Genomic DNA, 17612 nt, shown 5'->3' with positions numbered 1-17612 from the left:
AATGTGGGAGGGGCTTTGCCCCCGATGGCGATGTCTCAGTAAACACATCCGTTACTGAACCACCACATCGGGAGCAAGCCCCCTCCCACACGTTTTACTGCTGCAGATCGATTGGCGCGCTGGAGGCCACCGGTGCGCCACCGGGCACACCAATTTCAGTGGGCAGACCATCTTCGGCCGCAACCACGTCACGCACCTGATCCCAGTTCACCCGCAGGTTATTGGCCAGGTCTTCACGCTTGAGCAAGGCGTTGATCACCGCCGTGTGCTTGTCGACCACCGATGGCGTTCCGTCATCGTTCAACGGTGTATGCGCTTCCAGATAGACCTTGCCGCCGCTGCTGCCGAACTTGTAGGCATCATTGATGATGCGCACCGAAGTGCCCACCGGCACCATGCCAGCCATCTCCAGCACGTTATTGTTGAACATGCGGAAGCAACCATGACTGGTACGTGTACCAATGCCGAACTTCATGTTTGAACCGTGGATCAGGTAACCCGGTGTGCCCAGCGTGAACTTGAACGGGCCCAGCGGGTTATCCGGGCCTGCAGGCACCACGTTCGGCAATGGATCACCATTGGCGGCGTGTTCGGCCTTGATCGAGGCCGGCGGCGTCCAGGTCGGATTAGGCGTCTTGGCGATGATGCTGGTATGGGCAATCGGCGAGCCCCAGCCTTCACGGCCAATCCCTAACGGGAAGGTGTAGACCACGTTTTGGCCCTTGGGGAAATAGTAGAGCCGGTATTCCGCCAGGTTGATGACGATGCCCTCGCGAGGCCCCGGCGGCAGGATAAACCGTGTCGGCAGCACGATCTCGGTGCCCGCCCCCGGCAACCAGGCATCGATACCCGGGTTGGCCGCGACCATTTCCGAATAGCCCAGGTCGTACGTGGTGCCCAGGTCGGCGAAGGTGTCTTCGTATTTGGCCTTGATCACCTGGACTTGACCGACGATATCTTCACCCGGCGGTGGCAAGGGCAGCTGCAAAGCGGATGCAGAGCCCGCTGCACAGAGCGCAGCGAGAGACAGGCAGCAGGTGACGACGGAGAGGCGCGACAACATCCGGAAAATCCTTCGCAGAACGACGGGTAGGTTAAAGGCGAGCCGCAAGCTGCAAGCCTTCAGCCGCTAGCTTACAGCTTATCGCTGGAAGCTTGCAGCAGCTTCTATAGCTCAAAACGCAGCTCAGGCCAGATCGGCGGCGTGCCGCGCTTCTGGGACTCAAGGATGGCCCGGCACAAGGGGCACAGGCGCTGATCCTGGAAAATCGAGCGATCGACCCGCGACCAGCGAGGTTGCGCTGGCAGCAAGGTGCCGCACAGCGTGCGATCGATGGAGCCGCCCAGTTCCAGCTGACGCGTCACCAGATGCACCCGCACTTCCTGGCAGGCGAACAGATCCAGCTGCTCGTCCGGCTCGATCAGTTGGTAGTTAAACAGGGACCAGGCAGGACGCGACATCGGGGGCTCCAGATCGGGGGGGGCGCCACCTTAGCCGAAAGCCTGCCGGTAGAAAAGCGTCATAGCAGCGGTTTTAACGTCGGCCAGACATTTTCCAGCAACTTGCCCTGGGCAGCGACCGCCGGGTGCAGCCCGTCCGCCTGCATCAACTCCGGATGGCCGCCGACGCCTTCAAGGAAAAACGGCACCAAAGGCACCTTTTTTTGCTCGGCGACATCGCCGAATACCTTTGCGAAGGCATCGACATAACGCTTCCCGTAGTTGGGCGGAATCTGCATGCCCAGCAACAGCACCTTGGCGCCGCTGTCCTGGGACTTCTGGATCATCGAAGCAAGATTTTGTTGCAATTGCGCAGGTGGCTGGCCACGAAGGCCGTCATTGCCACCCAATTCGATAACCACTACGTCAGGCTTATGCTCTGCAAGCGCCGCCGGCAGCCGCGCGAGGCCTCCGGCACTGGTATCGCCACTGATGGACGCATTGACCACTTTATCGTCGAAACCTTCCTTCTTGAGCCGTTGCTCCAGCAAGGCAACCCACCCTTTGCGTGTATCCAGGCCGAAACCGGCACTGATACTATCGCCAACGATCAGGACTGTACCCGCCGCTGCGTTCTGGGCCATGCACATCAAGGCCAGGCCAGCACTCAAAAACCACATTCGCATCGGATTCTCCATGGGCGCAAGCATTCTCACCGCGCGGAACCTTAGCAAAGTGGTTCCCAGCGCGGAAGGTGAACTGACTATCCTGCACGAACTGAGCCTGGAACTGAACAAGGGCGATAGCCTGGCTATCGTCGGCAGTTCCGGCTCCGGTAAATCCACCCTCCTTGGCCTGCTGGCCGGCCTCGACCTGCCCAGCAGCGGCGAAGTCACCCTTGCCGGACAAGCCCTCAGCCGCCTCGACGAAGACCAGCGTGCGCGTATCCGCGCCGAACACGTGGGTTTTGTATTCCAGTCATTCCAACTGCTCGACAGCCTCAATGCGCTGGAGAACGTCATGCTGCCGTTGGAGTTGGATGGCCGCAAGGATGCCCGCGAGCGCGCCAAGCACCTGCTGGAGCGCGTGGGCCTCGGCCAACGCCTGACCCACTCGCCGCGCCAGCTTTCCGGTGGCGAGCAACAGCGTGTAGCCATTGCCCGCGCCTTTGCCGCCGAACCGGACGTGCTGTTTGCCGACGAACCCACGGGCAACCTCGACAGCCACACCGGTGAGCGCATCAGCGACCTGCTGTTCGAGCTCAATAAAGAGAGCGGCACGACCCTGGTGCTGGTCACCCATGACGAGCGCCTGGCCCACCGTTGCCGACGCCTGATCCGCCTTGAAGCCGGCCTGATGGTCGCGCCCCTGGAGCCTTGATGGCACGTTTGCCGCTGTTGCGCCTGTTCAGCCTTGCCATGCGTCAATTGCTGCGCGATGCCCGCGCCGGCGAATTGCGCGTGCTGTTCTTCGCCCTGCTGGTGGCCGTGGCCGCCAGTACCGCTATCGGTTATTTCGGCGCCCGCCTCAACGGCGCCATGATGCTGCGTGCCACCGAGTTCCTTGGCGCCGACCTGGTGCTGGAAGGAAGCTCACCTGCCCGCACCGAGCAAATCCGCTCCGGGACCGAGCTGGGCCTGGATCACGCTCGCGTCGTGGAGTTTTCCAGTGTTATCGCCACCGATAACGGTATCCAGCTCTCCAGCATCAAGGCGGTCAACGAGCAATACCCGTTGCGAGGCGAACTGAAGAGCGCTGCCGCGCCCTTTGGCGATGAAACCCCTGGCGGAGGCCCCAAGCCCGGTGAAGCCTGGGTGGAGGCGCGACTGCTGACGGCATTGGACCTCAAGGTCGGCGACAGCGTCGATGTCGGCATGAAAACCCTGCGCCTCGCCCGCGTGCTCACCTACGAACCGGATCGCGCCGGCAACTTCTACAGCCTCACGCCGAGGGTGATGATCAACCTGGCGGACCTGGATGCCACCGGCGTGGTCCAGCCCGGCAGCCGCGTCAGCTACCGTGAACTGTGGCGCGGGCCCCAGGGCAGCACAGCGCTGCAAACCTATCGTGACCTGCTCAAGCCGGGCCTGGCCGCCAACCAGCGCCTGCAGGACTCGCGGGACGGGAACCAGCAGATTGGCGGCGCCCTGGGCAAAGCCGAGCGCTATCTGAACATGGCCAGCCTGGTCGCCGTGCTGCTGGCTGGCGTGGCCGTCGCCTTGTCGGCCAACCGCTTTGCCACCCGACGCTTCGACGCCAGTGCATTACTGCGCTGCCTGGGATTGTCACGACGCGAAGCCATGTTGCTGTTCAGCCTGCAACTGACGGTGCTGGGTTTGCTGGCGAGCCTGGCCGGTGCCCTGCTCGGTTGGCTGGCGCAGTTTGGCCTGTTCTATTTCCTGCACGACCTGCTGCCGGCAGATGTGCCCCCCGGCGGACTGTTGCCCGCCGTTGCCGGGATCGGCACCGGGCTGGTCGCGCTCGCGGGCTTCGCCCTACCACCGCTGGCCGCACTCGGGCGCGTACCGCCGCTGCGCGTATTGCGGCGCGACCTGCTGCCCATCCCGTCCAGCACCTGGATGGTCTATGGCGCTGCGCTGTTTGCCCTCGGCCTGATCATGTGGCGCCTGAGCCTGGACCTGGTGCTGACCTTCGCCCTGCTGGGCGGCGGCGTGGTGGCGGCGCTGGTCCTTGGCGGCTTGCTTCTGCTGCTGTTGCAAAGCCTGCGGCGCCTTCTGGCCCGTGCCTCCCTGCCCTGGAGATTGGGCTTGGGCCAACTGCTGCGCCACCCATTGGCAGCGGCCGGCCAGTCACTGGCGTTTGGCTTGATCCTATTGTCCATGGGCTTGATCGCCTTGCTGCGTGGCGAATTGCTCGATACCTGGCAAAACCAGTTGCCCAAGGATGCGCCCAACTATTTCGCGCTGAACATCCTGCCGGCCGACAAGGACGCCTTTGGCGCCCGCCTGCTGGAAGTGCAGGCCCAATCCGCGCCACTGTACCCAGTGGTGCCGGGCCGGCTGATCAGTATCAACGGCGAACCGGTGCAGGACATTGTCAGCAAGGACTCCAGCGGCGACCGCGCAGTACAACGCGACCTGAGCCTGACCTGGGCCGCCGACCTGCCGCCTGGCAATGCCCTGACCTCAGGTTCGTGGTGGTCAAAACAACCGACTGATGAGGTACCGGGCGTGTCGGTAGAAGCCAAGGTCGCAGAAAGCCTCAAGCTCAAGCTGGACGATCACCTGGTGTTCACCATCGCCGGGGAAAATCGTGAAGCGCGGGTCACCAGCCTGCGAACCATCAACTGGGATAACTTCCAGCCGAACTTCTTCATGATTTTCCAGCCGGGGACCTTGAAGAACCTGCCTGCCACCTACCTGACCAGCTTCTACCTCGCGCCGGGGCATGACCAACAGATCGTCGATCTGTCGCGAGCCTTTCCGGCGGTGACGATCCTGCAGGTCGAGGCCTTGCTGGAGCAGCTGCGCAGCATCCTCGCCCAAGTGACCCTCGCGGTGGAATACGTGCTGTTGTTTGTACTGGCTGCGGGAATGGCCGTGTTGTTCTCGGGCCTACAGGCCACCTTGGACGAGCGCATTCGCCAAGGCGCGCTGCTGCGGGCGCTGGGCGCGGAGCGCAAGTTGCTGGTCAAGGCGAGGCGTATCGAGTTTGGCTTACTGGGCGCCGTCAGTGGCTTGCTGGCGGCACTGGGCACCGAGCTGGTGACGTGGGTGCTGTACCGTTATGCCTTCGACCTGGCCTGGCACCCGCACCCGTGGCTGTTGCTACTGCCGGTGATCGGCGCCGTACTGATCGGTGCTGCCGGTGTATTCGGAACACGCCGCGCGTTGAATGCCAGCCCGCTGACGGTATTGCGCGAAGGCTGAAACGCCGATGCCCGCACTCTTTAACGAATGCGGGCCATCACTGCCTACTTCACATATTCAATCCCGGTGATCCACCAGCACACTTCACCACCTGGCGTCTGCACGATGGCCTCATCGTCGACTTCCTTGCGCAACAAGGCACGAGCCATCGGTGAGTCAATGGATATGTAATCCATCCGATCGTAAATCTCGTCATAGCCAACGATGCGAAAACGCTTGGTCTCGCCCTGCTCGTTTTCAATATCCACCCAGGCGCCAAAAAAGACCTTCCCTTCCTGCTCGGGCATGTACTCCACCACGCGCATGTCTTCCAGGCGCTTGCGCAAGTAACGCACACGTCGGTCGATTTCGCGCAGCAGCTTCTTGTTGTACTGGTAGTCGGCATTCTCGCTGCGATCCCCCAGAGAGGCGGCCCACGTCACCTTGCGCGTGGTATCCGGGCGCTTCTCGCGCCACAGATAATCCAGCTCTTTCTTCAGCGCTTCATGACCTTCTTTGGTAATCAGCTTGGTACTCAAACGCTTGCATCCCCAGGCAATGTCCACAGGTGCCGATAGGCCAGGCAATCACATCCTGGCTTCGGTTGGCTGGCACTGATAATAAATGAACCCGGGAAAGTAGCCAGGCCAGTCTAACCATCCAGGGCCTGATCCAGTTCAAGCAGCATACCGCGCAAACTCTGGCGCAAGCCTGACACTTGCGAGGTCATCACCTTCAGGGCTTCGGTCCGCTGACTGACAGCCAACGACTGGTCATGCAGTTGAGTGGTGCGCTGTTCCAATTCCCGGTTCCGCTCATCCAGCTGAATTTGCTCTTGCTGCAATCGGGCCTGCCACTGATCAAGCGCCGTTTCCCGTTCGATGGCAGCAAGTTTTTGTTGGGTCAGCTCCTGAGCGACGCGGGCAAGGTTGGTCAGCGTACTGTCCACTTCGAACAAGGTACTCTGGGGCAGTGGGGCCAGATGCTTCGGCTGCTCCGGGACGTCTGGCACATTCGGGACAACAGGCTCTGCCGGCACCATGGTCATGGGCATTTCGACGGGGGCCTGTCGCGGCTCTTCTACCGTAGGCTCATGAATAGGCAGCCGGGGAGGCTCAACCGGGTTCACGCCCCGGGTAGGCGCGCTCATTTTCGATGAGAAACGAATGGAAGGCACGATTAATGAAGCGCTTTCGATTGCCGGCATCACCGGAGCAGACATACCCAGAGTAATGACCTTCATCACCAACGCCTTCTTGATGATCACCGAGTGATGTTCCTCGGGCCTGGCTGGCGGCAACTTGCAGCCTTTCAAATCGACGAAATGGTAAGGCACCTGGGTTTCGGTAACAGCACCCGCCTTGGCCCCCGATGCCGCTGATGTGAGAATCTGCTTGAACACATGCATTGCCACTTGCAGGTCTTCCTTGGATTCAACACCGCCCAAAAAATACCGATCAAGTTTTTTGCGCAAGGCCGCGATATACACCCTGGAACTCGCCGGTTCCACCTCTTCATCCAGACTATAAACAAGGAAGTTGGAGGCAATCTGACCTACAGCAAACCCACAGAGCAATGCACCGTTGACCGGAGCATCCTGACCGTCGCGTTCAAGAACAAGGGTACGTAGAAGCATCATGGTAATCAGGCCTCGTTACAAGTTTCGGAAACGCTCTATAACCTTCAGATAAACACACGACAACCGACAACCAAAGGTTCAAAAAGCGCAAAGCAATTGTTCCAGCGATTTGCCCGGCGCGCACGTAGGACTTTCCTTATTAAGACTGACCGGCGTTCCCAAAAACAGCTATTACTCGTACCCTTTTCAACCTCTCCTCTACGCCGCACTAAAATAAATGATAGAAATAATCAACCTGACAAAGCATTCAAACAGGAAAAAAATAATCAGCGATTTCTCATTTAGCGCAAACAAACAGGAATGCCTGGGACTGTTCGGGAAAGATCCTACAGTTAAAACCACACTACTCGATTTGATTTCGGGTTCGAGCGCACCGTCCAGCGGTCATATACTCATTCAAAACTTCAATACTAAAACCCATCCGCTTAAAACAAAAAAAATCATCGGTTACCAACGCCAGCGGTGCCTCAGTCATCCTACGATGTCGGTTAAAGAGTTCCTCGACTACATAGCCACCCTTCGCGGACTCCATGGCAATGAAAAACGCGCACGGGTAGAACACGCCGCTACGCAACTGGAGCTATTGCCAGTACTCAACGCCTCCCTTGACGTTCTTTCCACCGGTTTAAAGCGCAAAGTCGCCATTGCCCAGGCCATCCTGCATGCACCGGCCTTGCTATTGCTGGATGAACCTACCGAGGGATTCACGCCTGACCAGAAACACAAATTCAGGGTGCTCATACAGGCATTGACGCAAGACATGACGGTGATCGTTGCATCCCGCCACTGCGATGAATTGTCCGAGTTCTGCACGCGCGCGCTGGTTATCGCAGGCGATCGTCTGGTAACCGATACCCCCATGCCGGATCTACAAAGCGACTCCCGCCACTTCCAAGCCGTGACACTTGCTTCAGACATGCCCCTGGACTTGCTCGCCCTCGCTGTGCTGCCTGGGGTCGCGGGCATCGAGGAGCATCGGCATGCCCCCGGCACGGTGACCGTCCTGGCCATGCCAGGACACATCATCTACCCCCACATCAACACGCTCATTGCCAATCGCCGCTGGAAAATCAACTCACTGAATCTAGAGCCTGGTCGCATGAGCGATGTGGTTCACCATCTGAGCCGAGAGGCCTCTCTTTGAAACTGCTGTCCGCCATTTTCAAGCGTCAGTTCGCTCACTATGCCAGCGCACCCGGCACCTACTTGAGTGTCGCCATCTTTTCAGTAACGTCCGTGACATTGGGGTTGCACATGAGCCCGTGGCCGGAACAAGACAACAGCCACTTGCAGATTTTCTTCCAGTTACACCCCTGGCTCTATTTATTATTGATACCCATGCTGGCAGCGCAGCTCTGGTCGGACGAGTCCAACTCTGGCTTTCTCGACCTGATGAAAACACTGCCGATCACGACATTTGAATGGGTGGTCGGCAAATTCCTGGCCGCCTGGGTCGTGGTAGGCATAGCCCTGATGTTGACGTTCCCCCTCGTCATCATTACCAACTACTTGGGCAAGGCAGACAACAGCGTTATTGCCTCACAATTTATGTCGAGCTGGCTGTTGGCAGGGAGTTATTTATCGGTCGGCTGTTTCATGTTCACATTAGTACGTCAGCGCGCCGCCCTGTTCATACTGACATTGGCCTTGCTGCTCGTCGTCAGCGGCCTTTCTTATTTACTCGATGCTCTTGAGCATCAAGCCCCCATCTGGGCGGTAGACAGCCTGGTATCCCTCAACCCTTTTTCAAGGTACAGCGCGATCGACAATGGAAAACTCGCGCTTCGCGACACGCTTTACTTCATTAGCATAATCCTGACCTTTCTAGCAGCGACAACAGTAACCCTCAACTACAAACACAGCTGAGAAGGAAAGCCCTCCATGCGACCTACTCTGCGCACTGGCATGACACTTATTGTCATATTGTTACTATTTTTGGCGTTCAACTTAGTGTGGGTCGCAAAGCTTCCTGATATCCGCTGGGACTTATCACGAGAGAAAACCCACACCCTGTCTCCTCAAGCCCAACAATTACTCGCGTCATTGGAAAATCCCCTGGACGTGTATTACTTCAATGCCCACAACGACCCGAAACGAAGCTACGCCTTGAAACGCTATGGCAAGCGCATCGAGGACCTATTGCTGGAGTACGAAAAAGCAGCGAAGGGCATGATCAACCTACACCTTATTGATCCCAAACCTTATTCAGAAGATGCCTACAAAGCCAAACTGTTCGGTCTCGACGACACAGCGGGCTTCCTGGGGCTGATCGGCACCCGCGCCGGGCACGGAGCGCAACGCATCCAATCGTTCAGCCTGGACCGGGAGCCATTGCTCGAATATGAAATCAGCCATCTGATCCATAAACTGCAACACCCAGAGCGCGCCGTCATAGGGCTGGTGCCAGGGCTGGAGATGGGAGAGTCAGCTGGCCGCTTGCTGAAGGAACTGCAGCGACACTTCAACCTGGTCAATCTGGGCGCAAGCGCCGAGCGCATACCGGAGCAGGTCAAAACGCTCATGGTCGTGCATCCACGGGCACTGCCTGAGCGGTCACTGTATGAGATTGAACAATTTGTATTGAAGGGCGGTAAATTAATGATGTTTATCGATCCCATCAGCGAGCAACACTCGAACACGCGTGCGCCCCATAACCGGCTGACCGAGTTGCTTGCGGCTTGGGGTATACAGATGCAGGAGGACAAGTTTCTAGTCGACAGCCGTTATACCGCGTCAATGACGCCGGAGCCCGGTCAGCCAGTGATGCCGCATCCAGGCAGTCTGGATCTGCCTCCCCAGGCAATGAATGCACACGACATCAGCAGCCGCAAAGTGAACAACGTGGCGGTATCGAGCAGCGGCGCCCTCACGCGTCGCCAAAAAGGGCGCACGACCTTCACCCCTCTCCTGCAAAGCTCTGGCCAATCTGCCTTGGTGGAGACCAACCGATTTGCCTCTCCAAACGAGTTCGACTCAATGGCCGATGAGGCCTCCACTCAAGCGCAACGCCATGTGATTGCCGCTCGCATAGAGGGTCCGGCTTATTCAGTATTCCCGGACCGCCTCGAAGGACAGCCAGCAGGTGTGCAAAAAGCGGCGCTCATCCATGTGGTGGTGGTTGCCGACACTGACTTGCTCACAGACCAAGTCAACAGCACGGCGTCCGACGGCAATACCCTGTTTGTGTTGAATACACTGGATAACTTGTCCGCAAGCGATGCGTTGCTCAATATTCGCCCACGTGCGGTGGCGAACAGGTCACCGAACATGCTCGAACGAATGCGTGACGACGCTGCACACACTTACAGTGAGAAGGCGAGTGAGTTGGAGCGGCGCTGCTACGTACTGAGCAGGAGTGGAAAAGGCTGAGCCCAGAGCCCGCCAACCTCAGTTCCCAGGCAGTGGACAGCACCACCCAACTGCTTGCACTAAACAAAGAGCGCCTGCGCTTACCCATGGAATTGCATGCCTTGAAGGCCGAGGCATACGCACGTGTGCACTTCCTGGAGTTCGCAATGAAACTGGTGGTGACGTTGGCGATCCCGCTGACGCTGTGCCTGATTGCCTGGGTGGTGTTTCTAGGTAATCGACGACGTCGATTGCGAGCGGACGCCGTGCGTCATTGAGTCTTTAACGCCTGGCAATCAGCCCCTGCCGGGCAATGCGGGTCAACTCTCGGATGACCTCCTGCGCGTTGCTGGCGCTGGGTGCCTGAATAACCGCCAGGTCGAAGCTGTTACTTGCAAAGCGGGCCAGGGAATCGCCGTCTTCGACAAACTGGATCAGGAACGCCGAAGGCGCCCGGTGCGACGTGGCCAGCCGTCCAGATAACGTAGCAACGTCGGCTGGTGCTTGCCGCCCAGGAGGATTTTTGGATTGCGTTGAGTGAGGTCCGCAGTGATCGGAGCCAGGCGTATCAGGGGGCGTAGTGCATTCATCGTGTCGTGTCTCTGCCTCAAAAGTCTGCGGGCAGGTGAGAGGCAACACCGAACCAGCGCTTTAGCGGTATTTCGAAGCTGTCTCCTCAGGGGAAAACAGGCTTCTGTCGGGCTGCATCGAGTCCCAGTGGCGCCCCGCAATTAGCTGTTTAAATCGGCGCATGGGCAGCATCCTAGAGAAGCCGGAGGGCCGATGTCAAGAATCCCGAGCAATGAAAAGGCCCGCACATGGCGGGCCTTTTCAGGGTGCTGCAGAGCGATCAGTCAGCGATGGCGCGGTCGGCAGACAGTTTGCCGGCACCTTCCAGCAGCACCGCCAGGGAACCGCCCAACAAGGCCAGTGCGAACTCATAACCATTGTTGGCCATGAACAGGCCGTTGTGGATATGCACCGAGAAGATTGCCACCAGCGACAGAATGGTCAGGCCCAATGCCGCCGGGCGCACCAGCAAACCGATGATCAGCGCCAGGCCGGCGAAGAACTCGGTCCCGCCCGACAGCAGCGCCATCAGGGTACCCGGTGCCAGGCCGATGCTTTCCATCCATTGCGCAGTGCCCGCCAAGCCATAGCCGCCAAACCAACCGAAGAGTTTTTGCGAACCGTGGGCGGCGAAGATGATGCCGACGACAATGCGCAGGACGGTCAGACCGTAGCCGGCACGGGTGGACAGCAGGCTTTTAATCATTGGGCTCATGGGGTAAATCCTTTTCGAAGTAGGGTGGGTTGGCCGCTATATTAATCAGTTTAAGCAATGATAAAAGCCGAAAAAATGCCTAATTAATATCGATAAAATAGATTACTTCCGTGAGGCAATCTTCGGCGCTGGCGGTTCCAGGGACTCCCGCTCCCGATCAAACGCCAAGTAGTACTTGTTCACGCTATTAACATAGCTGACGCCGCCCATCCCTACCTGCTCCATGGCAATGCGCTCCACCTGGAAGAACCATTGGTTGGGATTCAGTCCACGGCGCTTGGCCTCGGTGCGCATCCCCTGCACCCGCTCCGGCCCCATGTTGTAGGCCGCCAGTACAAAGGCCATGCGTTCGCGCTCGTTGAGCTTGGGGCTGGAGAAGAACTTGCGACGGATCAACGCCAGGTAACGCGCGCCAGCCTGGACATTACTGTCGAGGTTTTCGATGTTGTTGACGCCCACCCGTTGCGCCGCGGAGGGTGTGATCTGCATCAGCCCGGTCGGGCCGCCGCTGCTGCGCGCCCCAGGGTCGAGGGCAGACTCCTTGAAGGCCAGTGCGGCCAGGTTCAGCCAGTCCATGCCCTGCTCACGGGCATGTTTTTGCAGCACAGGGCGTAGTTTTTCCAGGCGCTGACGGTCTGCACGGGCCAGCGGATTACGCACTTGGTAGAGGCGTCTATAGATACGTTGGAATGCGACGTCCTGATCTGATGGGGTGCGATAGGTCTTGAGAAATCGATCAATACTGGCCCGCAGCATCGAAGCATCCTGGCGCACAAACCAGTATTCATCGCCGGGCTCGCTGATGACGACTTGTTTGTCGAAGCGCAACTTGGGCAGGATTTTCGACCAGCGTTCGGCAATCGGTTTCTCGACAATAGTGAGATGGAAAATCCCCGCCTGGACCATTTCCAGTACGTCTTCCACCGCCAGGGTCGGGTCAACCCATTCCACCTTGACCGGTGGCTGCTTATGCAGGGCCAGCTTCTGATTGACCTGGCTGATGGCGTCCGCCGCCGCACTGCCGGTGGTCAGGGCCAGGGTTCGCCCAGACAATTGCTCCAACTTGGTAAACCGTCGCTCGCCCTTCACCCCCACCAGCCACAACGGAACATCGCTGGCAATCGGGTCACTGGCGCTGACTTTATGAGCCACCCTCACATCCAGCAATTCGCCAGGCGCCACCAGATCGCCTTCGCCACGGGCCAGCGCGCCGAGCAACTGGTCCTTGGCCTTGGGAATAATCTTGAGGTTGATTTCCTGGCCATCACGGGCGTGACCATTGAGGTATTGCTCAAAGGCGCGCAAGCGGTGGTATTCGACACCGATGGCCTGGCCCTGCACTTCGCCTGAACTGTTGCGGCTCTGGTTGACCAATACCCGCAGGGTGCGGCTGGAACGAATCTGCGCCAGGTCACGAACCTTGCCGGGCTTGGTCACTTCCAGCGGCCCGTCCAGACGCGCAACCGCTGCCATGGGCAACAGTAACGTCAGGCACAACATAAGCAACGCCGAGGGTCGGATCATCCGCTCTCCGGAAAGAATACTGGCCAACGCGCTCGCGAAAAACGACGCGGTGGGGGTCAGAAACAGAGCGCTTTATGCGCAGGCTTTGCGCGCAACGGTGGCACAGTGCAAGGCGTTCAGCCAACCACGATGTCACTTGCGACGTTCAAAGACAGCTATAACTCGTTGTAGTTCTTCGTTTTTCTTATAAATCTACAGCTCTGATATGCTTTCCGGCCGCAGGCGGAGATAGCACCATGCAACTCATTGATATCGGCGTCAACCTGACCAACCCCAGTTTCGACGACAAGCACCAGGCCGTTCTCGACCGCGCCTACGCCGCCGGCGTGCAACAACTGGTACTCACCGGCACCAGCGTCGACGGCAGCGAACAGGCCCTGGAGCTGTGCGTCAAACTCGACGAAAGCGGCCAACGCCTGTTCAGTACCGCCGGCATCCACCCCCACTCCGCCAGCGACTGGAACGGCGACAGCGCCCAGCGTTTGCGCGGTTTACTCGGTGAGTCCCGGGTACGTGCGGTGGGCGAATGCGGTTTGGATTTCAATCGGGATTTCTCACCGCGCCCACAACAGGAAAAAGTCCTGGAAGAACACTTGGCCCTGGCCGTCGAACTAAAGCTTCCGGTGTTTCTCCATGAGCGTGACGCCAACCAACGCCTGCTGGAGATCCTCAAGGACTACCGCGACCACCTGACCGCCGCCGTGGTGCATTGTTTTACCGGCGAACAGGCGGCGCTGTTCAGCTACCTCGACCTCGATTTGCACATTGGCCTCACCGGCTGGATCTGCGACGAACGCCGTGGGACACACCTGCACCCACTCGTCAGGGAAATTCCTCGAGGCCGTCTGATGCTGGAAAGCGATGCGCCTTACCTGCTGCCCCGAACCCTGCGTCCCAAGCCGAAAAACGGTCGTAACGAACCGGCCTACCTGACAGAAGTCCTGCGCGAAGTTGCCCTGCACCGCAATGAAAGCGCGCAAGACCTGGCCGAGCACAGCACTGCCTGTTCCCGCGCTTTTTTTGGGTTGCCGACCGTGGATTGATGCGTCGCATTGACCCATGTCAAAACCGGCTTTCTGCATAGCGGCACAATAATGGCACCTTGCCAATACTGTTTCCGCTATCAGAGAAAACCTTCCATGGGTGCCTGGCTTAGCAATATCTCGCTGAAGTACAAATTCTGGGCGGTCAACGCGGTTGCCTTCATCACCACCCTCCTGCTGGTGCTGTACGCCGTGCAGCTCGAACAACAGGCGCGCATCACGGCGTCCCAAGCGTCGGCGCAGGCCCAAGGGCGACTGTTGAGTGCCTGGCCAACCGATCAGCCACTGCCCAAGGACGCGCACTGGCTGACGTTTGCGCGAGGCCAAGTCCCACAACTGGGCGATCTGGATCTGTCAGCCCTGAGCACCACCACCGGTTGGGTCGAACTCAATCACATGCCGCTGTTTGGCGAGAACCCATTAATGGGCGCCGAAGTCATCGCCCGCCCGGATGGGCAATACATTGGCGTACTTGCCTATGCACCAAGCTTGAGCCAGGTGTTCGGCGAACGCTTCGCCAATTACGCCGTGGCGGTGGCAATCTTGATGCTCGCGATGCTGGGCGCTTCGCAGTTGCTGATCCGCTTCCTGCTCAGCCAGCTCAACACGCTCAAGGACGTCATGCTGCATGTGGAAAAAACCGGCGATCTATCGGCCCGCGTCCCCCTGGCCTGCAAAGATGAAGTCGGCCAGATGGCCAGCGCGTTCAATGCCATGCAGGCTGGCTACCAACGCGTGGTCAGCACCGTGGCGCGCACTGCCCGGCAACTCGACGAAGGCGCCGCGCGCCTGGCCAGCAGCATGAACGAGGTGCAACACGGCATGCTCGGCCAGCAAAGCGAGACCGACCAGGCCGCCACCGCCATCAACGAAATGACCGCCACCGTCTACCACATCGCCCAACATGCCGGCGCCACCCGGGACTTGTCCCAGACCGCCGACACCCTCGCCGGCAGCGGCCAGGAAGTGGTGACGCGGGTAAGACACTCGATTGCCGGGCTGTCCAGCGGTGTGCAACAAACCGCCGAAATGATCCAGAAGCTCGCCGAAGACAGCCAGAAAATCAACGGTGTAGTCAGCGTGATCCACAGCATCGCCGAACAGACCAACCTGCTCGCCCTCAACGCCGCCATCGAAGCCGCCCGGGCCGGAGAAATGGGCCGGGGCTTTGCCGTGGTCGCCGACGAAGTGCGCAACCTGGCCAAACGCGTGCAAAGCTCCACGGACGAAATCACCCGCATGGTCTCAGCGCTACAAGCGGGCACCCGCGACGCCGTGGACTTTATGCAGGAAAGCTCGTTCAAGGCAGACGACTGCGTGCAACAAGCCCAAGAGGCCGGCGCGGCACTCGCCGAAATCACGGGTGCCGTGGCGCAAATGCGCGAGAGCAACACCCAGATTGCCGTCGCCGCCGAGCAACAAAGCCATGTGGCCGAAGAGATGAACCGCGCAGTGGTGAGTATTCGCGATGTGACCGAAAACACCGTGCAGCAGACCGTGGATTCGGCAACGACCAGCAATGAGCTGGCGACGCTGGCCGGGGAGTTGAGCAAGGCGATTGGGCAACTGAAGCTGTAGGACTTCCCTACCTGTAATCCGACTCCTACGCTCGCCCCACCATTTACCCGAAATTTTGGCGAAACCTCCTAGCCGTCCTCGCGAATAACGCCGACTTCTTTATCCGACGAACCTCTCCAAAGTCTCTCGCCTGATTATTCAGTGCGAGGGACCGCCGATGTACTTCTCAATAACCGCCCTGCCCCATAGGGCTGCGTCTTGATTCCCGTCATCGCCAGCCTTGTCCTGGCCCCCATGGATCCCAAGGCGCCGGATATTGAGCGCGTCTTCGGTGACTTCCGTAATTGCCTGAACACCTTTGATGCCTGGGCCGAAAGCTTTTGGAGCGGTTCGGCACTGGAGGTGGAACAGGTCTTCAAGGTGGGCGACGAGGTAGCGCTGGTTACGCCGGTTTCGTCCAAGACGCCCAGTAAAACGGTCGCCATGTGCAGTGCCCAGGGCTCGCTGACCCTGGTGCATATGTTCGAAAGCACGCGCTTTGTGCCCATCGGCAATACGCCAGTGATGCTCCAAGCCATTGCGGCGGATGGCAGCCCGATGGGCCCGCCGCTGCATCGGACCATCGGCCCCAGCGGCATCCTCGAAGTCACCGAGTGTGATCGCAACCAGCCCTACCAAATCACCTTCTACCCCACTGTTTCCCAGGATCACGTCAAGGCGCTGTATGCGTCTTATCAGACCGTGATTGAGGGATTGGAAGCTCGTCTGCGGGAAGAGTGGACGGCGACTTTCAAACCCCAATGGAACGACTTTGCCAACGCCAGCTCCTTGCGACGCAGCGCGATGCAGGGCGTGGCGTTTTCCACCGGGATGGCCAAGGCGCTCTACAACCTGTGGGACAACATTACCCAGCTGTGCGACCTGCTGGCGAATCTCAAGGCCAACAGCCAGAAGTTGTTGGCGTACCTCTCCCAGGCTGAGCTTGATGAACTGCTGAGGCTGGGCAGCGACGCGATTGCCAAGGGTTTGTTGGTGCTTAGCGATGAGCCGCTGTTGTTCATTTATGTCTCGGCGATCGTCAGCTGGATACGCCTGCTACCGCCGCCAGAGATGTATGAATTACTGGGCGAGATCACCGGTGAAGTGCTGATCAACCTGCTGCTGATGAGGGCGACGGCCGGGACGGGTGTGACGCTACGCCTGGGTGCACAGACGCTGAGCACTATCAAATCCAAACGGGCGCGGGCGTTGTTGGAGTTGCTGGCCGATCACCTCGTGGGGCCGAAGCTGGACGCGCACTCGGAGGCACTCAAGCCTTTGTTGCTGGGCAGTGCGGCGACGCCGATCAAGGCAGTGCCGGCTGCGCCGTTGAAGGCAGGGGAGAACCTGGTTTCGAACGCAGTACCGGCGGTTCGCGGCAAGACACAGCGGACGGTGTTGGTCAGGCAGGAGCATGTCGACGACGCGCCTGCCGTAGCGACGAATCCGAAGGGCGATGCTGCTGCGGCTTCGGATAAGACGGTCACCAATGGCTGTCCGGTGTCGATGGTCACTGGGGAGGAATTGCTGACCCTCACCGATGGCACGTTGGACGGGATTCTGCCGTTTGAGTGGACACGGTTGTATCGCACCAGTGCGGTGGAAGTGGATGTCGGGCTGGGGGTTGGCTGGAGTCATTCGCTCGCACATCGGCTTGTCGTGTCAGGCGATTCGGTGGTCTGGACAGATCATGAGAATCGCTCGACTGAGTTTCCACTGCCGACAGTTGCTCGACCTGCAATCACCAATAGCCTGGCTGAAGCCGCGATCTACTTGGGCTCGGTGCCGGATGAGTTGGTGCTGGTACAGGCATCGCGGTTTTATCACTTTCGCGATGGTGTGCTGGTTTCGATCAGTGATGCGTATGACAACCGCCTGAGGATTTCCCGGGACTATTTAGGGCGCAT

14 protein-coding genes and 2 pseudogenes are annotated in these 17612 nt (G+C 59.2%); 8 read left to right on the top strand and 8 right to left on the bottom strand.

Going from position 1 to position 17612, the window contains the following annotated elements:
- Positions 1 to 94 precede the first annotated feature (94 nt).
- From IQK56_RS11020 to IQK56_RS11010, 3 genes are all read right to left on the bottom strand, one after another.
- The gene (locus tag IQK56_RS11020) at positions 95 to 1063 is read right to left on the bottom strand and encodes a L,D-transpeptidase family protein (protein WP_193863270.1); all 969 of its coding nucleotides are present in this window, start codon (positions 1061 to 1063) and stop codon (positions 95 to 97) included.
- A 104-nt stretch (positions 1064 to 1167) separates the two neighbouring features.
- Complete coding sequence (locus tag IQK56_RS11015; protein ID WP_025859175.1) at positions 1168 to 1461, bottom strand: hypothetical protein; 294 nt, start codon at positions 1459 to 1461, stop codon at positions 1168 to 1170.
- A 59-nt stretch (positions 1462 to 1520) separates the two neighbouring features.
- Positions 1521 to 2126 carry an arylesterase gene (locus IQK56_RS11010; RefSeq protein WP_160385058.1) on the bottom strand — a complete coding sequence of 202 codons (606 nt, stop codon included), beginning with the start codon at positions 2124 to 2126 and terminating at the stop codon, positions 1521 to 1523.
- A gap of 10 nt (positions 2127 to 2136) precedes the next feature.
- Between IQK56_RS11010 and IQK56_RS11005 the strand changes: the two genes are divergently transcribed.
- Together IQK56_RS11005 and IQK56_RS11000 are read left to right on the top strand one after the other, a co-directional pair.
- Positions 2137 to 2820, top strand: a complete 684-nt coding sequence (locus IQK56_RS11005; RefSeq protein WP_032888990.1) for an ABC transporter ATP-binding protein — start codon at positions 2137 to 2139, stop codon at positions 2818 to 2820.
- Complete coding sequence (locus IQK56_RS11000) at positions 2820 to 5330, top strand: ABC transporter permease (RefSeq protein WP_193863272.1); 2511 nt, start codon at positions 2820 to 2822, stop codon at positions 5328 to 5330. Before IQK56_RS11005 ends, IQK56_RS11000 begins: the two co-directional genes overlap by 1 nt.
- 44 nt (positions 5331 to 5374) lie before the next feature.
- Here IQK56_RS11000 and greB read toward each other — a convergent pair whose 3' ends face one another.
- The gene (gene greB, locus IQK56_RS10995) at positions 5375 to 5848 is read right to left on the bottom strand and encodes a transcription elongation factor GreB (RefSeq protein ID WP_016972352.1); all 474 of its coding nucleotides are present in this window, start codon (positions 5846 to 5848) and stop codon (positions 5375 to 5377) included.
- A 113-nt stretch (positions 5849 to 5961) separates the two neighbouring features.
- On the bottom strand, positions 5962 to 6948 hold the full coding sequence (locus tag IQK56_RS10990; RefSeq protein WP_122307776.1) for a hypothetical protein: 987 nt from the start codon (positions 6946 to 6948) through the stop codon (positions 5962 to 5964).
- Positions 6949 to 7165: 217 nt separating this feature from the next.
- On the opposite strand from IQK56_RS10990, the gene IQK56_RS10985 reads away from it, so the two are divergent.
- The 3 genes and pseudogenes from IQK56_RS10985 (at position 7166) to IQK56_RS10975 (ending at position 10574) form a co-directional block, all read left to right on the top strand.
- Positions 7166 to 8092 carry an ATP-binding cassette domain-containing protein gene (locus IQK56_RS10985; protein ID WP_150762418.1) on the top strand — a complete coding sequence of 309 codons (927 nt, stop codon included), beginning with the start codon at positions 7166 to 7168 and terminating at the stop codon, positions 8090 to 8092.
- Entirely contained in the window at positions 8089 to 8814 is a 726-nt protein-coding gene (locus IQK56_RS10980; RefSeq protein ID WP_122307774.1) for a heme exporter protein CcmB, read from the top strand. The genes IQK56_RS10985 and IQK56_RS10980 overlap by 4 nt, the downstream gene beginning before the upstream one ends.
- A gap of 15 nt (positions 8815 to 8829) precedes the next feature.
- Positions 8830 to 10574, top strand: a pseudogene (locus tag IQK56_RS10975) (GldG family protein).
- Positions 10575 to 10578: 4 nt separating this feature from the next.
- On the opposite strand, the pseudogene IQK56_RS10970 reads toward IQK56_RS10975, so the two are convergent.
- The 3 genes and pseudogenes from IQK56_RS10970 to IQK56_RS10960 all read right to left on the bottom strand — a co-directional run bounded on the left by IQK56_RS10970 (position 10579) and on the right by IQK56_RS10960 (position 13105).
- Positions 10579 to 10886: pseudogene (locus IQK56_RS10970) on the bottom strand (class I SAM-dependent methyltransferase).
- 260 nt (positions 10887 to 11146) lie between these two features.
- Entirely contained in the window at positions 11147 to 11581 is a 435-nt protein-coding gene (locus IQK56_RS10965) for a DoxX family protein (RefSeq protein WP_150676774.1), read from the bottom strand.
- Positions 11582 to 11683: 102 nt separating this feature from the next.
- Entirely contained in the window at positions 11684 to 13105 is a 1422-nt protein-coding gene (locus tag IQK56_RS10960) for an MltF family protein (protein WP_193863276.1), read from the bottom strand.
- A 236-nt stretch (positions 13106 to 13341) separates the two neighbouring features.
- Between IQK56_RS10960 and IQK56_RS10955 the strand changes: the two genes are divergently transcribed.
- The 3 genes from IQK56_RS10955 to IQK56_RS10945 all read left to right on the top strand — a co-directional run.
- On the top strand, positions 13342 to 14148 hold the full coding sequence (locus IQK56_RS10955; protein WP_122307769.1) for a TatD family hydrolase: 807 nt from the start codon (positions 13342 to 13344) through the stop codon (positions 14146 to 14148).
- 96 nt (positions 14149 to 14244) lie between these two features.
- Positions 14245 to 15726, top strand: coding sequence for a methyl-accepting chemotaxis protein (locus IQK56_RS10950; RefSeq protein ID WP_150762422.1), 1482 nt, complete (start codon positions 14245 to 14247; stop codon positions 15724 to 15726).
- Positions 15727 to 15924: 198 nt separating this feature from the next.
- Positions 15925 to 17612: DUF6531 domain-containing protein (locus tag IQK56_RS10945; protein ID WP_246500201.1), on the top strand; the 1688-nt coding region annotated here is incomplete at its 3' end.

The organism is Pseudomonas cyclaminis, from assembly GCF_015163715.1.
Lineage (GTDB): Bacteria > Pseudomonadota > Gammaproteobacteria > Pseudomonadales > Pseudomonadaceae > Aquipseudomonas > Aquipseudomonas cyclaminis.
Note: the sequence above shows the minus strand (reverse complement) of the source record. Positions and strands in the feature narration are given on the sequence as shown.

Coding starts and splice junctions, on each gene's coding strand:
- IQK56_RS11020 (WP_193863270.1), bottom strand. CDS start 1,063: ATGTTGTCGCGCCTCTCCGTCGTCACCTGCTGCCTGTCTCTCGCTGCG.
- IQK56_RS11015 (WP_025859175.1), bottom strand. CDS start 1,461: ATGTCGCGTCCTGCCTGGTCCCTGTTTAACTACCAACTGATCGAGCCG.
- IQK56_RS11010 (WP_160385058.1), bottom strand. CDS start 2,126: ATGCGAATGTGGTTTTTGAGTGCTGGCCTGGCCTTGATGTGCATGGCC.
- IQK56_RS11005 (WP_032888990.1), top strand. CDS start 2,137: ATGGGCGCAAGCATTCTCACCGCGCGGAACCTTAGCAAAGTGGTTCCC.
- IQK56_RS11000 (WP_193863272.1), top strand. CDS start 2,820: ATGGCACGTTTGCCGCTGTTGCGCCTGTTCAGCCTTGCCATGCGTCAA.
- IQK56_RS10990 (WP_122307776.1), bottom strand. CDS start 6,948: ATGATGCTTCTACGTACCCTTGTTCTTGAACGCGACGGTCAGGATGCT.
- IQK56_RS10985 (WP_150762418.1), top strand. CDS start 7,166: ATGATAGAAATAATCAACCTGACAAAGCATTCAAACAGGAAAAAAATA.
- IQK56_RS10965 (WP_150676774.1), bottom strand. CDS start 11,581: ATGAGCCCAATGATTAAAAGCCTGCTGTCCACCCGTGCCGGCTACGGT.
- IQK56_RS10960 (WP_193863276.1), bottom strand. CDS start 13,105: ATGATCCGACCCTCGGCGTTGCTTATGTTGTGCCTGACGTTACTGTTG.
- IQK56_RS10955 (WP_122307769.1), top strand. CDS start 13,342: ATGCAACTCATTGATATCGGCGTCAACCTGACCAACCCCAGTTTCGAC.
- IQK56_RS10950 (WP_150762422.1), top strand. CDS start 14,245: ATGGGTGCCTGGCTTAGCAATATCTCGCTGAAGTACAAATTCTGGGCG.